The organism is Paraburkholderia sp. (assembly GCF_035501035.1).
In the GTDB taxonomy this organism is placed as follows: domain Bacteria; phylum Pseudomonadota; class Gammaproteobacteria; order Burkholderiales; family Burkholderiaceae; genus Paraburkholderia.
The window spans coordinates 1-13,869 of sequence record NZ_DATJWR010000024.1 but is presented as its reverse complement, the minus strand read 5'-3'; the positions used below and the strand labels follow the sequence as shown (position 1 = coordinate 13,869).

Here is a 13,869-nt window from a genome sequence, read left to right as displayed (position 1 = left end):
CTCCGTGAAACTGCTGATCGATAAACGCCATGAACCCGAACACCGAAGCGCCCCAGCCCGACGCACGCGAGCGCCTGCTCGACGCCGCTGAGGCGCTCATCTACGCGGGCGGCATACACGCGACGGGCGTCGATGCGATCGTCCGTGCGTCGGGTGCGGCGCGCAAGAGCTTCTATACGCATTTCGGGTCGAAAGACGAACTCGTCGCGGCCGCGCTCGCGCGGCGCGACGAGCGCTGGATGCGCTGGTTCATCGCGGGCACGCTCGCGAAAGGGCGCACGCCGCAGGCACGCCTGATCGGCATGTTCGACGTGCTGCGCGAATGGTTCGTGTCCGAAGGCTTTCATGGCTGCGCGTTTCTCAACGCGGCCGGCGAAACCGCTTCGCCCGACGATCCCGTACGCGTGGTCGCGCGAGCCCACAAGGCACGCGTGCTCGAATTCGTGCGCGAGCAAAGCGACGCCTGGGCTGCAGCGGCGGGTTCGGACGGCCGCGTCGCCGCGCGCCTCGCGCGCCAATGGCTGATCCTGATCGATGGCGCCATCGGCGTGGCGCTCGTGAGCGGCGACGCTGACGCCGCGCTCGACGCACGCGCGGCGGGCCGATCGTTGCTCGCCGCCCTCGCGCCTCGAGGCAGTGAGCACCCGGCACGCTCGACACACCCGACACAAACCCCACGTGGCACGCGCGCTTCATCGAAAGCACAGCGCGGTGTCCACGATTCCCGTAGTGCATCCGGTTCGCGCGCGCCATCCCGGCGCGCCGTCCAACACAAGGAGCAAGACCATGAGTGATTCGACCGAAGTGCGTCCGCCGTTGCCGCCATTCACGCGCGAGAGCGCCATCCAGAAAGTGCGTGCCGCTGAGGACGGATGGAACACGCGCGACCCGCAACGCGTTTCTCTCGCGTACACGCCGCAAAGCGTATGGCGCAATCGTGCCGATTTCGTGACGGGCCGCGAGGCGATCGTCGCGTTCCTCACGCGCAAATGGGCGCGTGAGCGCGACTATCGGTTGATCAAGGAACTGTGGGCGTTCACGGACAATCGCATCGCGGTGCGTTTCGCCTACGAATGGCATGACGATTCGGGCAACTGGTTCCGCTCGTATGGCAACGAGAACTGGGAATTCGACGAGAAGGGCCTGATGGCGCGCCGTCACGCGTCCATCAACGACCTGCCGATCCGCGAGTCGGATCGCCTTTTTCACTGGCCACTCGGGCGCCGCCCCGACGACCATCCGGGCCTGAGCGATCTCGGCCTCTGAAGCGCCGCTTTCATCGGGACGACTCACGAAGCTGCCATGATGGCTGCGACGAGCGATAGCGAGTGAGTCGCCCGATCCGAGCATGGACTCCATTGCGCGCGCATCGGGTTGCGGTACAGTTCGTGTTCCCCCCGAACCAGCAACAAGAAGACAGACGACCCGTAGCGTATCGGCGCAAGAAAGGACGGAGAGCCCATGCGGTTTTGGCAGAAGCAAGGTAGCGCGGCAACGACAAGGAAAACGAAGAAGACAAAAGAAAGTGCGGCTCTCGCCCTGCTGCTATTGCCGCTGTGGCTACTGGGCGCGGCGCAGACGGCGCGCGCCGCGAACTGGTGCAGTTCGGGGCTCTGGGTGGACGCGATGGTGGGCTCGTACCACATTCATCCCGACAAGGACTTCGAGCAGTTCAACCCGGGTCTCGGCATCGAATGCTGGCCGGGCGACACGTGGGCGCTCACCGCCGGCGGCTTTCGTAACTCGTTGCGGCGGCCGTCGTATTACGGCGGCGCGGTGTGGGCGCCCGAGTTCCTGCATTGGGGCTTCGTGCGTCTCGCGGCGATGGGCGGCATCATTTCCGGCTACAACTACGGCAACTGGGGCCTCGGTCGCAACCATACGATCGGTCCTGTGGCCGCGCCGATCGTGATGGTCGCGTACAAGCGAGTAGGCGTGAACTTCATCGTGATTCCACCAATCCCTTCCGATGACCTGCCTTTCACCATCGGGTTTCAACTGCGGGTGAAGTTCTAGGGCGGCGCAACAGCCTCCCGCAAACACTCACCTTTGCGCTCAAACTGACCGCTTTGCCATATTGGCGTCAGGGACGCGCCATGGCGCGACCCTAAGATGTTTCGCTTCGCGTTCGAGGGCGCGTGACATGATGCGCAATTCAGGCTAGAGGAAACGAATGAAGAAGTTCACACGCATGCTGATCGCCGCAGCCGCACTGACCGTGTCGGCATCCGCCATGGCTGCCGACGCCCCGGAAACCGCATGGCTGCCGGCAACGGCGGCTGCAAGGTTCCAGAGTGCGAGTGCGATTGTCGAGGGAGCGAGCGGCTCGAACGTGAAGTCGACGCTTTATGTTTTCATGGACCCAAACTGTATTTACTGCCACCTGGTGTGGAAGGCGCTGCAACCGTATGAAGCTGCGGGCCTTCAGGTGCACTGGATTCCGATGGGCTTTCTGAAGCCCGATTCGGCGGGCAAGGCCGCTGCCTTGCTGGAGGCCAAAGACGGTGCCGCGCTGCTCAAGGAACTGGAGACGCATTACTCGGAGAAGGACGAGTCGGGCGGCATTGCACCGCTCGCGCACGTTCCTGCCGCTGACCAGACGCGGCTCGACGGCAACATGAAGGTGTTCCAGGACTTGGGCTTCGATGGCACGCCCACGCTCGTCTATCAAGGTTCGGGTGGCCGCTGGGCCGATATCAGCGGCTTGCCGAAGCTGAGCGAACTGCCGGGCATGCTGAACCTGCCCGCACAACCCATCACCGATCCCGAACTGCAACGCTATCGCTGATCGCGCGCCTGGCTATCACCGCACGCGCAGCACGATCGTTGAAAGCGCAAGGAAAGCCGGCGTGTGGGTCTTCATTCCTGCACGCAATGGGTTGGAATGCAGATTAATTCGCGGGCGACGCTATGCATTGGGCGACATCGTGGGAAGGCAGCGCTTGCTGGTGAGAAGGTTGGTGAGAAATACCGCGCGCGACTTTGCACCGTGAAACGCAATGGTGAGCGTTTACGGGAGTGGTGCGTAGAGCCGCCATTGATGCATGAGAGCCCCTCACGACACGATGTTGCGCGGCAATGCTCGAGCGAGCGTGGCCCGTCATGCGCAACACAAAGGTGAGCGTTTCCGGGAGCATGACACAGCGCATGTCGTTGCTGCGGCGCGGCAGTCTCCTCGTGGGCGCGAGGGGATTCGGGGTATATTCGCTTGCGACAGGAGGCTTCGCCGTGCGTCCGGTGCCTGGTGAGTACCTCGCCCGCAAGCGAACCTCCGAATCGCCGCCGTTGGCGGTTGCTTCTGCCCTGCTCCAGACCCGGCCGCGCCCGGGCGGTCTGCAACGGAGTTTCCCATGAGCATTTTGGACTGGCTTTGGCCGCGCCACCGCGCGAAGCAGGCGCCGGAATCGCCGCAAATCCGCGCGCTGATCGAGCGGCTACTCGTGTTGAGCCCCACGCTCAAGCTCGTGCCCGACTGGCGCGAGCGGATCGCGCCCGCGCTCACACATTCGGTCGACTATGTGCGCGATGTGCTGAACCGCGTGCCGCCCGCGCGCGAGGCGAGCGCCGCGACGTGGATGAGCGACCCCTACATTCACGCATTCTTTGCCGCACCCGACGAAGTGGCGCACGTGCTGAGCCGCTCGCACGAACTGCACGCATGGTTCGAGGAGCATCCGCTCGCGCGCGAGACGTACGCGGTGCTCGGCATGGCAATGAACGAGCGTCGCGGTTTCGGCGTCGAGCAGCGTGGCGACCAGGTGCACAAGGACGTCATGCAAACCACGTTGAGCTTCGACGACCACCAGGTGCGCGTGTGCGGCGAAACGGAAAGCGATCTGCGCGAGCAGATCGTGCAGCGCGTGGTCGAGCAGATCGCACTGGAAGCGCTCGAGCGGATTGGCGCCGACGAGACCCGCCGCGACGCGCTCGAACAGGAGCGCGCGCTGCTGAGAACGCGCCTGCAACTGCTCACGCGTCACGGCGCGGGCACGCGCAAGATGCTGGGCGACCAGGTATTCGCAAACGCCGCCGAAGTGTCGCGCATCGAAGCGCAGATTGCCGGGAACGAGCGCGAGTTTGCCGCGCTCGGGCTCAAGAGCGAAGCGCTCGAACACGAACTCGCCGTGATCTGCGAAGTGCTCGCGAGTCCGGCGCAATACACGAACGTCGAAATGCGCGAAGTCTGTCTGAGCCCGATGAACGTCGTGCTCCAAAACGGCGGACCGCGCGCGAGCGTGTCGATCGTCTTTGCGCTCGCGCGCCTGCCGGCGAGTCCGCAGGGCGTGCGCGCGTTCTCGCTCGTTCGCTTTGCGCGCGCCGATCTCCAGCCACTTCCGCGCCTGCTCGACGAGGACAGCCGTTTCGTGATCTAGTCGTGGTGGCGCATTCCAAGGTGAGAAGATTCGGGAGATGAGCGCCAGCATCGCAACGGTTCGTTGCCGGGGCGTTCGGCAATCACCTTATCTGCGCACCGGTTGCCGACGTTTCGTGGTCCCGATATACCGAAGCGCTTGAATATGGCGCGCAAGATTTTCCTGGTAGTCCCAGGTTAAGGGATGCGAATCTTGCTGTGTGCCAGGCATTTGCAGTCCAAAACTTGCACGTTCTTGCACGAAGAATCGAAAGGTGAGGGTTTTCGGGATCAGCGCGCGACGGTGCGTCAAGGTGCGAAAACGTGCTTCGAAGCGCTAACCGTTTACGCAAAAAGCCCCTTCGAAAGGGGCTTTTTCATCGCCGGGCGAGATGCCGCTGCGCGCACTCCGGTACGAAAGGTGAGTCTTTTCAGGGGTTGGGCGCCGGCCATGCCAGCACGCCATTGGAGTCGATCGCGAAGCGCAGTTCCCCGGCTTGCGTTGCCGGCGCATCTTCGGCGGCGATGTCGAAGGTTTCGCCCGCGATCTCGACTGCAACGTAACGGTCGCCGTGACGCAGCGACGTACCGGCGATGCGCCCCTCCCACGCGCCACCGGGCGTCGCGACGAGCGCGCGCGGCGAGACACGCCACATCACGCGCATGCCAACGGCAAGCGCAGGATCGGCGCAGGGCAGGCGCAGGCCCTTCGGCGTCCCGATCGAGCCGTCGGCCAGCACGACGCCCTCGCCGACGTTGTGCAGTCCGAGCAATTCGGCCACGCGCGGCGTGGCCGGCCGCTGGAATACCTCGGCCACCGGGCCTGCCTGCAGTACGCGTCCCTGTTCGATGACTAGGATTTCGTCGGCGAGCAGGGCCGCTTCGTCGGGATCGTGCGTGACGATCACCGTTACCGCGCCAATCTCGCGTTGCAAGGCGCGCAACGACTGCTGCAGACGGCGGCGGCGTGGCGTGTCGAGTGCGGCGAACGGTTCGTCGAACAGCAGCAGCTGGGTGTGGCGCGTGAGCGCGCGCGCGAGCGCGACGCGCTGCCGTTGTCCGAATGAAAGCTGGCTCGGCAGGCGCTGCGTGAGCGCGTCGAGACCGAGGTGCGCGAGCCAGTAGCGTGCGCTGGCGGCGTCGGCGTCGACGGGAAACGCCAGCTGTTGCGCCACCGTCATGTGCGGAAAGAGCCCGTAGTCCTGCGGCATGTAGCCGATCTGGCGGCGCTCCGGCGGCAGTGCGCCGAGGTCGGTTGCGCCGAGCGTGACCGAGCCGGCATCGTTGCGCTCGAGCCCGGCGATGATGCGCAGCGCGAGCGATTTGCCCGAGCCCGACGGCCCGATAATGGCGAGCCGGCGGGTTTGCGGCCGCCACGCGACATCGAGCGTGAACGCGCCGAGATGCCGCCGCGCCGCGAAGGCGAGACGCAGATCGGCGTGCTCCGCCGCCGTGGCGGCCGGCGTGAAACTGGCGAGCTCGTCGCCGTTGTCGAGATTCGCCGCCAGCGTGGAGCGCGCGCCGCGGCTGTACACGGAGAGCACCGCGCAGACGATCGCGATGGCGAGCGTGGGCAGCAGGAGCGGCATCATCGCGGGCAGGCCCTGGCCGCCGAACACCACATAGGTGTAGACGGGCAGCGAATACGGGTGATATGCGACCATCACGGTCGCGCCGAATTCGCCGAACGCGCGCAGCCAGGCGAGGGCGAGCCCCGCGCGGATGGCGGGCCAGGCCATGGGCAGCGTGACGCGAAAGAAGCGGCTGCCGGCGTGATGGCCGAGCGTGGCGGCGACGTCGTCGTAGACGGGATCGACGGCGGTGAACGCCGAGCGCGCCGCGACGATCAGGAAGGGCGCGGCCACGAAGGTTTCCGCGAGCACGATGCCCGTGAAGGAGTCGGTGAGCGTGCCGCCGAAGAACTGGCCGATGCCGCTATATGGCCCGATGAGGAACAGCAGCAGCACGCCGCTCGTGAGCGGCGGCAAGGCGAGCGGCAGTTGCACGACGAAGCCGAGCAGCGCGACGCGGCGCGCTTGCGAACGCGCAAGCCAGTAACCGAGCGGCACGCCGCCCACGAGGATGACGAGCGACGCCACGCTCGCGCTGGCCACCGAAACGCCGACCGCCGACCAGGTGGTGCGCCAGTCGACGCCGGCCCAGTCCGCCTGGCCGATCTGCGGGATGCTCGCGACGAACGGCGCGCACAGGTAGACCGCGAGCAGCGCGCCCAGCCACCAGAGCGGCCTCGCGGCCCGCTGTGCGGGTTGCGTCATTGCTGTGCGGCGTCGATGACGGCCTGCACCGACGGCGGGATCGCCTCGACCTGGCCATTGACGGTGGGCTTCGTCACATCCACGCCATGCTCGGCGAGCAGCGTGCGGCCTTGCGCGGAGAGCAGGAAGTTCACGAAGCGCGCGGCGCCCGCGCTATTGGGCGCGTCGTTGAGGATCGTGAGCGTGTAGTTCGCCTTGATCTTCAGTTCGGGCGCGGGATGGATGGACGGAATCTTCAGGTCCGAGGTCTCGGTCGAGTAGAAGAAGCCCGCGTCGAGCTGGCCGGACTGCAGACGGCCGACGAGCGTTTCCTCCGGCAGCACCTGCTCGGGATTCTCCGGCGCGCCGAGCGTTTTCTCGACGAGATCGGGCTGGTTGTACGCCTGCGCGGCCTTCGTCATGAGTTCGACGGTGAAGGCGCCCTTCGGATCGAGCTTCGGATCGGTGCGGCCAAGACGGATGCCCGGCTCCTGCAGCACCTGATCCCATTTCTTCGTCCTGAAGTCGTTCGCGAAGCGGCTCTTCGGGTTGTAGCCGATCAGCAGCGGCGATTCGGCGAAATTGACGTACCACGAAACGTGGTTGCCGTTTTCCTCGCCCATCAGGCCCGCGTTGACCTTCGGGCTTGCGCTGATGAATACGTCGCCGCGGCGCAGCTTGCCCTTCACTTCATTGGCGATCTTGTTCGAGCCGGCCGCATAGCCCCTGAAACGCAGGCCCGTTTCCCTTTCGAACGCGGGGCCCACGCTCTTTTCCATGAGGTTCACGAGCGAGCCTGCGTAGAGCACGTTGACGTCGTTGTCGTCGGCGAATGCACTGGCGCTTGCACCGATCACACCGGTCATCACGACGACTGAGGCCAGCAGCTTGCGGATCAACATATTCGACACCCCGTACCGTTATAAAGGCTCATATATTACGATGGTCTGCCGAGATATGTACTCATCCGAATGGCGAATTTGCGGATGCCCAGGCGCGCGCGTCACACTGACGCGGCTAAACTGGGAGTCCCGCTGAGTTCCCTCGTTCAATCGTCGAGACCGGCGTCTCACAGGCCGGTCATCCCGTGGAGACTGTCATGCGTACCAGCGCCCGTAACCATTTCTCCGGTCAGATCGGCGCCGTCAAGGCCGGCGCCGTCAACGACGAAGTCACGCTGCGCGCCGAGGGCGGGCTCGAGATCGTCGCGATCATCACGCACGGCAGCGCCGCGTCGCTCGGTCTCGCCGCCGGCAAGCCGGCCTTCGCGCTCGTGAAGGCATCGTCCGTGATCCTCATGGTCGACGGCGACGCGAGCAAGGTGTCCACGCGCAACGTCGTCGAGGGCACGGTGTCTTCGGTCACGAAGGGCGCGGTGAACGCGGAAGTCGTGCTCGCGGCGCCGGGCGGGGCGCAGGTCGCGGCCATCGTGACCAACGACAGCGTCGATCGCCTGGGCCTCGCGGCAGGCAAGCCGGCCACGGCGCTCTTCAAGGCGTCGAGCGTGATCGTCGGCGTAGACGCCTGACGGGCCAGTGCGCTCGCTCCGGTTGCATGTAACCGCGCCATGAGTCACGACCCGACTGCGCAGCCGCAATCCTGCGAATTCGATCAGCTCGCCGCCGCGCGCTGCGACGCGCTGACGGGTGCGCCCGCGGCACCTCGCACGCCCGACGCCTGGCTCTTCGCGCGGCTCGTCGCGGCCCGCGAGGTGCGCGGAGAATTGCCGTTGCTCGGGTTATCGCAGGCGCAGCTCGAGGCGCTTGGCGCACGCCACTTCGCGGGTGCGGTGGCGCAGGGGGCGCTGCGCGCACACGTCATCACGGATGCGGCGCATGCCGCATTCGCCACGGCGATGTCCGGTTTCCTCATATCACTGGCCACGCCGCAGTCCGACCCCGACGACGCGCGCTGCCTCGCCGCGATCATCGCGCAGGCGTGCCTGCGCCCCGATCATTTGTGGCGCGATCTCGGCCTGCGCGGCCGCGGTGACGTCACGCACATGCTGGAGCGCTTCTTTCCCGAGGTCGTGGCGCGCAACGTCGAAGGCCTGCGCTGGAAAAAGCTGCTTGCACGCGAACTCGCGCGGGCGGTGGGCGCGACACCCGGTCCCGCGCCCGGTTGCCCAGGCTGCGAGGACTTCGCCTTCTGTTTTCCCGCCGGGCGCTAGAGTTTGTTCGCATTGGACGAGCCTGGGATCAGAGCCTGGCCGTTCAGCCAGGCGCGCGGCACGTACCGTGTGTGCTTGCGCGCATGACCCAACCCCTGAAAGATCGCACGCGAAGCGGCACGCCGGCGCCAGCGCAGGCGTGCAGCCGCATCATTAGTTTGACGAAGCTTGCAAGGCTCGCTGTGCGTAGCGGGTGATATGTCACCTGGTGTCGTTCGCATACGCGCTTGAGCTCATTCATCGAATCGTGATCGATGCCGTCGACGGGGAAACACCGCGAGATCCGCGCCCGCGAGCGCTGCCGCGAGCAAGCCCTTGCTATCCTCCACGCCGCCGTCGTGCACAGTCGGTTCGCCCCCCGCCGATTCCACCCAGCGCCTGAACGCGTGATTCGAGCCCGGCCGCCCGCTCACGTACACAATGCGGCGGCCCCACACAAGTCGCGCGGCGTTGTATTCCTTTGGTGCCGCGCCGCATGAACTAAAATTGCAGGTTTGCGCCGCGGCTCGCTTGCGGCTTGCCGCTTTTCCCCTGCTCTTCATGACCACTCCTTCCCCGGCTTCGGACGAGGTCTCCGAAGACCCTCCCAGTCTCGCGCGCAATCGCGGCTTCCAGCGCTTTTATGGCGCGCGCGTGTTGTCGTCGGTGGCGTTCCAGATGCTCGCCGTTGCGATGGGCTGGCACATCTACGCGCTCACGCACAGCGCGTTCGCGCTCGGTCTCGTCGGCCTCGCGCAGTTCCTGCCGATGTTCGCCCTTACGCTCGTGGTCGGCCACGTGGCCGACCGTTACGACCGGCGGCGCATTGCATCGGTCTGCCAACTGGTCGAATGCGCCGCTGCGCTGACCTTTGCCGCCGGCACGCTGGGCGGCTGGCTGGGCGCGCCGCTCATCTACGCGCTGGCCGCCTGCGTGGGCGCGGCGCGCGCGTTCGAGTCGCCCGCCATCTCGTCTCTGCTGCCAGGCGTCGTGCCGCGTTCGCAACTGCCCAACGCGACCGCGTGGTCGACCTCGGCAAACCAGACCGCGAACATCGTCGGACCGGCGCTGGGTGGCCTGCTCTATGGAATCGGCGCGACGCCGGCCTATATGGCCTGCACGCTCGCTTTCGCCGCGGCGGCCACGCTCTCGGGCACGATCCCGATGCGCGCGAAACCACCCGCCCGCGCGCCCGTCACGCTCGAATCGGTGTTCTCGGGCATTGCCTTCATCCGTTCGCAGCCGGTCATTCTCGGGGCGCTGTCGCTCGACCTGTTCGCCGTGCTGTTCGGCGGCGCGACGGCGCTTTTGCCCGTGTTCGCCCGCGACATCCTGCATGCGGGCCCCATCGCACTCGGGCTCTTGCGATCGGCGTCGGCTGCCGGCGCATTGGCTGGCTCGATCTGGCTCGCGCACTTTCCGCTGCGCCACCGGCCGGGCCGCGCGATGTTCGCCGGCGTGATCGTGTTCGGCTGCGCGACGATCGCGTTCGGGCTATCGCACAACATCGTCGTGTCGCTTATCGCGCTGGCGGTGCTCGGCGCCTCGGACGTCGTGAGCGTGGTCGTGCGCACCTCGCTCGTGCAGTTGCGCACGCCTTCCGAAACGCTCGGCCGCGTGAGCGCGGTCAACTCGCTTTTCATCGGCACTTCGAATCAGCTCGGCGAGTTCGAATCCGGCCTGACCGCCGGCTGGTGGGGCGCGCAGCGCGCCGTACTGGTTGGCGGCGTGGCGACGATCTGCGTCGCGCTGCTGTGGATGCGGCTGTTCCCGGCCCTGCGCGACACGCGCTCGCTCGAACGCGAAGAGACGCGTACCACCGCGAGCGTGGGCTGACAGCAGCGGTAGCCGTGCCACGGCCGTGGCGTGGTTTGCGCGCAGCCTCGTGCGCTGGCTGCGGCACCCCCGTCCCGCCGACGCAACGCAGCGGCATTTGCCGCTATGCTTGTCGACTGGAATGGTTGGGTCTTCTGCGCTCACCGCGGTCTTGTCTTGTCCCATTCAGGGGAGTTGCCGGGCGGCTGCGCGAAGCGAGCCGCCGTTTCTTTTATTCACCGATCACGTCATGGAACATTCGACCCTGGCCCCAAGGAGCGCCGTATGCGCGTAGGCCGACCCGTCAAGGCACTCCCGCAGCCGCTCTGCGACTACTGCGGCGCGAAAGCGGTACTCGCGCGCTTTCCCGACGAGGCCTACCCGTATCGCGACGATCACGGCCCGCTCTGGGTCTGCACACCGTGCGAAGCGTGGATTGGCGTGCCCGCGCGCAGCACGCGCAACGTGCCGCTCGGCCGGCTCGCGAACGCCGCCCTGCGCGACGCCAAGAGCCGCCTGCATGACGCACTCGAACCGCTCGTCGCCGCGAAGATGCGTCGCGACAAGGTCAACGCCTTCGAGGCGCGCGGCAAGGCGATACGCTGGATCGCTGGCGAACTGGGCTTTGACTTGCCCAATCCTTCCATTCATCTGCTCACGCTCGACCAGTGCGAGCAGGCCATTGCGCACGTCGAAGCGTTCATGGCCGCGCGGCACGGCGAGGGCGAGGCACGCTGAGGCTGTCGCCACGCGCGCGCACGGCCGTCGTGGCCGTCGCGCCCATCGCCCATCGCCCGTCGCTCCGATGCGCGCCGCATAGCTGTCACCGATCGTTACACATCGAATTGATGGTCCACGCTTAACCTTCGGCGCGGCGTGCCGTTATTGCACGGAACAGAATCAACGTGCCCGTTTCCATGGCCAGGACGATCCTCTTTCCGCAGCGCTCGCAAGCTGGTCGGGCGCGTCGCAACAAATCGATGCTATTGCCGATGCCGCATGTCGTCGCCGACGAACTCGCTCTGCAAGTGCATCTCGCGCTCGCCGCGCTACGCCGGGGCGGCACCGGCGACGACGCGCGCGCGTTGCTGCACGCGCATGTACTGGCGCAATCGATCGCCGGGGCCGGCTACGGCGAGCTCGAACCAGAGCGGGTGCGCATGGCGGATGCCGCGCTGATCGACTGCTTCGAGCGCGGCAATGCGGGTGGCGGCTGGCGGCTCGACGAGGCCGGCTTCGAGGTGCTCGCGCAGCTCGTGACCGTGTACGACCGCCAGTTGCAGAGCGCCCCGCTGTGGGTGCTCACCCAGGCGAGCGAGCGGCTCGAGCGCATGGGCGCGGGTGAAGGCAACGAGCAAGCGATGCGCAAAAGCGCATGAAACGGGAATAGCAGTGGGCGGCACGGCTGCTCACGCTGGGTACGCGGATTGCGCTCCGGATGTACGCCGTCGCCCAGGTTCCCAGGCAGTGGACAGTAAGCAGTACGGTGCAACGAACGATCCCTCTTTGAGAGACGAGCCGGATCGACGCGCATGACCGAAGGCAGCCGGCGATGCGCCCCCAAAATCGCGGGGCGGCCCCTGTCACACCCTCCCGGTGCCGCGGGTGAGGCGGCCAGCGGGCGCTGTGGCGACATTGGCACGAGATTTGACGCCGGAAGCGAATCGTGTTGACTTCGGACAGGTGGCGTGACTAAAATTCGCCCGTCTTAACAAAAGGGGCTGACGCCTTGGACAGTAGCAGTAGTCGACCTTCGAACAGTTTCGCTGCCTGACCGGCAGGACGTCCGCGCTCCCTTTCTTCTCAGCCGCCGTCTTGCCAGCCAGGCAGATGGTGCGCGTCCAGCAGTAAATTCTCGTGCACTCTTTTTAGCGTCGACCGACGCCGCAGCGCTTTGACGCGCCGCGCGTGGCCGACATCGCGCCGTGAGCCATGTTCGCTCGCGGCACGGTTCGTTTGTTTCGCCAACGGCGCGACGAGCGGATCGACACATGCGTTGCCCCGGGCCGTTTCGCGTTCGAGCCTCATGCTCGAGCGCGGCCTGCGGGGTCAGCCGCCGTGACGATAAGGAGTTCCGATGTCTGACAGTGACAGTTGTCCGTTATGCCGCTTCCTTTTGAATTGCACTGAGGAAAGCGGGCAGACGTGCGCCGTTGCGTGCTGATAGCGCGCTGCCGGTCTGCTGGCTTTCCTCCCGAATGCGTCCCCTGTGACGCAAGGAGAACCAGTATGAACTTCGGCCTTCTTCTGCCGCACCTGCCGCAAACACAACACACGCTCCATCCCGACGTACTCGGCGCCCGTGAGCGCGCGCCGGCCCCGCCGCCCTGCGGGAAATCGCGACTCGCCGCGCGCTGGCGAGACTTGCGAGCACGTGTGTTCCGGGTCTGATCCCACCTTGATCCTACGATCCCCGCGCGTACGTTCTACCGGCCCAGCCGGCCGTACGCGCCGCGCGAGGGCTTCGCGCAACCACTAAACGCCGGTGTTTTCGACATGAACCAGTTCCACCACACATTGCGATCGATCCGCCGCGCAGCGCGCGCCTGCGCCGGCTCGCTCGCGCAGGCGCGTGTATCTGCGCCTGTACTCACGCTTGTACCTGCCAACGGAGGCCGCTAATGGAGTTCAGCTTCAACCTGAACCGCACGGCCAACGCCTCGGCGTGGCGCGTGCTGCCCAACCGCTGGGACTTCGTGGCGTTCCCGCTCATCATCTGTCTGATTGCGATGGCGGCCATCGGCTTTCACGAAACGATGGCGCCCATCTCGACGCTCAAGACCGAGGTGATCTCGCTCGATCCGGCGAGGCTGCCCGAGTACGCGTTGCGCACCACGCTGCGCATGCTCGCGGCGATGGTCGCCTCGCTCGTGTTCACGCTCGTCTACGGCACGCTCGCCGCGAAGAGCCGCCGCGCGGGCGTCGTGCTCGTGCCGATTCTGGACATCCTGCAATCGGTGCCGGTGCTCGGCTACATCTCATTTACGGTCACGTTCTTCCTCGCGCTCTTTCCCTCGCGCGTGCTGGGCGCGGAGCTCGCGGCGATCTTCGCGATCTTCACGAGCCAGGCCTGGAACATGACGTTCAGCTTCTACCAGTCGCTGCGCACAGTGCCGCGCGATCTCGACGAAGTGTCGCGCGGCTTCCACCTCACGGGCTGGCAGCGCTTCTGGAAGCTCGAAGTGCCGTTCTCGATGCCGGGCCTCATCTGGAACATGATGATGTCGATGTCGGGCGGCTGGTTCTTCGTGGTGGCGTCCGAAGCGATCACCGTGGGCAACAACACGATCACGCTGCCG

13 protein-coding genes and 2 pseudogenes are annotated in these 13,869 nt (G+C 66.2%); 11 read left to right on the top strand and 4 right to left on the bottom strand.

Annotation, left to right across the window (positions count from 1 at the left end; translation table 11 throughout):
* Nucleotides 1-29 precede the first annotated feature (29 nt).
* The 5 genes and pseudogenes from VMJ11_RS01585 to VMJ11_RS01565 form a co-directional block, all read left to right on the top strand.
* Nucleotides 30-638 (top strand): annotated as a pseudogene (locus tag VMJ11_RS01585) (TetR/AcrR family transcriptional regulator); the annotation flags it as partial.
* A gap of 148 nt (nt 639-786) precedes the next feature.
* Nucleotides 787-1,266, top strand: coding sequence for a nuclear transport factor 2 family protein (locus tag VMJ11_RS01580; RefSeq protein ID WP_325616225.1), 480 nt, complete (start codon nt 787-789; stop codon nt 1,264-1,266).
* Nucleotides 1,267-1,461: 195 nt separating this feature from the next.
* Nucleotides 1,462-2,016, top strand: a complete 555-nt coding sequence (locus tag VMJ11_RS01575; RefSeq protein WP_325616223.1) for a hypothetical protein — start codon at nt 1,462-1,464, stop codon at nt 2,014-2,016.
* Nucleotides 2,017-2,173: 157 nt separating this feature from the next.
* On the top strand, nt 2,174-2,788 hold the full coding sequence (locus tag VMJ11_RS01570) for a thioredoxin fold domain-containing protein (RefSeq protein WP_325616221.1): 615 nt from the start codon (nt 2,174-2,176) through the stop codon (nt 2,786-2,788).
* A gap of 562 nt (nt 2,789-3,350) precedes the next feature.
* Nucleotides 3,351-4,373, top strand: coding sequence for a hypothetical protein (locus tag VMJ11_RS01565; RefSeq protein WP_325616219.1), 1,023 nt, complete (start codon nt 3,351-3,353; stop codon nt 4,371-4,373).
* Between the two features lie 409 nt (nt 4,374-4,782).
* Here VMJ11_RS01565 and VMJ11_RS01560 read toward each other — a convergent pair whose 3' ends face one another.
* On the bottom strand, nt 4,783-6,627 hold the full coding sequence (locus VMJ11_RS01560) for an ATP-binding cassette domain-containing protein (protein ID WP_325616217.1): 1,845 nt from the start codon (nt 6,625-6,627) through the stop codon (nt 4,783-4,785).
* The gene (locus VMJ11_RS01555) at nt 6,624-7,505 is read right to left on the bottom strand and encodes an extracellular solute-binding protein (RefSeq protein WP_325616228.1); all 882 of its coding nucleotides are present in this window, start codon (nt 7,503-7,505) and stop codon (nt 6,624-6,626) included. Before VMJ11_RS01555 ends, VMJ11_RS01560 begins: the two co-directional genes overlap by 4 nt.
* A 200-nt stretch (nt 7,506-7,705) precedes the next feature.
* Here VMJ11_RS01555 and VMJ11_RS01550 point away from each other — a divergent pair, with 200 nt between their 5' ends.
* Complete coding sequence (locus VMJ11_RS01550) at nt 7,706-8,134, top strand: TOBE domain-containing protein (protein WP_325616215.1); 429 nt, start codon at nt 7,706-7,708, stop codon at nt 8,132-8,134.
* A gap of 39 nt (nt 8,135-8,173) precedes the next feature.
* Nucleotides 8,174-8,776 carry a nitrogen fixation protein NifQ gene (locus VMJ11_RS01545; RefSeq protein ID WP_325616213.1) on the top strand — a complete coding sequence of 201 codons (603 nt, stop codon included), beginning with the start codon at nt 8,174-8,176 and terminating at the stop codon, nt 8,774-8,776.
* 43 nt (nt 8,777-8,819) lie between these two features.
* Here VMJ11_RS01545 and VMJ11_RS01540 read toward each other — a convergent pair.
* Nucleotides 8,820-9,207, bottom strand: a pseudogene (locus VMJ11_RS01540) (DUF2325 domain-containing protein); the annotation flags it as partial.
* 109 nt (nt 9,208-9,316) lie between these two features.
* Between VMJ11_RS01540 and VMJ11_RS01535 the strand changes: the two are divergent.
* The 3 genes from VMJ11_RS01535 (at nt 9,317) to VMJ11_RS01525 (ending at nt 11,949) form a co-directional block, all read left to right on the top strand.
* Nucleotides 9,317-10,591: an MFS transporter gene (locus VMJ11_RS01535; protein WP_325616211.1), complete on the top strand. Its 1,275-nt coding sequence runs from the start codon at nt 9,317-9,319 to the stop codon at nt 10,589-10,591.
* A 264-nt stretch (nt 10,592-10,855) separates the two neighbouring features.
* Nucleotides 10,856-11,308, top strand: coding sequence for a zinc-finger-containing protein (locus tag VMJ11_RS01530; RefSeq protein ID WP_325616210.1), 453 nt, complete (start codon nt 10,856-10,858; stop codon nt 11,306-11,308).
* Between the two features lie 179 nt (nt 11,309-11,487).
* On the top strand, nt 11,488-11,949 hold the full coding sequence (locus VMJ11_RS01525; RefSeq protein WP_325616207.1) for a hypothetical protein: 462 nt from the start codon (nt 11,488-11,490) through the stop codon (nt 11,947-11,949).
* Nucleotides 11,950-12,373: 424 nt separating this feature from the next.
* Here the strand turns inward: VMJ11_RS01525 and VMJ11_RS01520 are convergent, their stop codons facing one another.
* Complete coding sequence (locus tag VMJ11_RS01520; protein ID WP_325616205.1) at nt 12,374-12,598, bottom strand: hypothetical protein; 225 nt, start codon at nt 12,596-12,598, stop codon at nt 12,374-12,376.
* A 593-nt stretch (nt 12,599-13,191) separates the two neighbouring features.
* Here VMJ11_RS01520 and VMJ11_RS01515 point away from each other — a divergent pair.
* Nucleotides 13,192-13,869: ABC transporter permease subunit (locus VMJ11_RS01515; RefSeq protein WP_325616203.1), on the top strand; the 678-nt coding region annotated here is incomplete at its 3' end.

Coding starts and splice junctions, on each gene's coding strand:
- VMJ11_RS01580 (WP_325616225.1), top strand. CDS start 787: ATGAGTGATTCGACCGAAGTGCGTCCGCCGTTGCCGCCATTCACGCGC.
- VMJ11_RS01575 (WP_325616223.1), top strand. CDS start 1,462: ATGCGGTTTTGGCAGAAGCAAGGTAGCGCGGCAACGACAAGGAAAACG.
- VMJ11_RS01570 (WP_325616221.1), top strand. CDS start 2,174: ATGAAGAAGTTCACACGCATGCTGATCGCCGCAGCCGCACTGACCGTG.
- VMJ11_RS01565 (WP_325616219.1), top strand. CDS start 3,351: ATGAGCATTTTGGACTGGCTTTGGCCGCGCCACCGCGCGAAGCAGGCG.
- VMJ11_RS01560 (WP_325616217.1), bottom strand. CDS start 6,627: ATGACGCAACCCGCACAGCGGGCCGCGAGGCCGCTCTGGTGGCTGGGC.
- VMJ11_RS01550 (WP_325616215.1), top strand. CDS start 7,706: ATGCGTACCAGCGCCCGTAACCATTTCTCCGGTCAGATCGGCGCCGTC.
- VMJ11_RS01545 (WP_325616213.1), top strand. CDS start 8,174: ATGAGTCACGACCCGACTGCGCAGCCGCAATCCTGCGAATTCGATCAG.
- VMJ11_RS01535 (WP_325616211.1), top strand. CDS start 9,317: ATGACCACTCCTTCCCCGGCTTCGGACGAGGTCTCCGAAGACCCTCCC.
- VMJ11_RS01530 (WP_325616210.1), top strand. CDS start 10,856: ATGCGCGTAGGCCGACCCGTCAAGGCACTCCCGCAGCCGCTCTGCGAC.
- VMJ11_RS01525 (WP_325616207.1), top strand. CDS start 11,488: ATGGCCAGGACGATCCTCTTTCCGCAGCGCTCGCAAGCTGGTCGGGCG.
- VMJ11_RS01520 (WP_325616205.1), bottom strand. CDS start 12,598: ATGAGGCTCGAACGCGAAACGGCCCGGGGCAACGCATGTGTCGATCCG.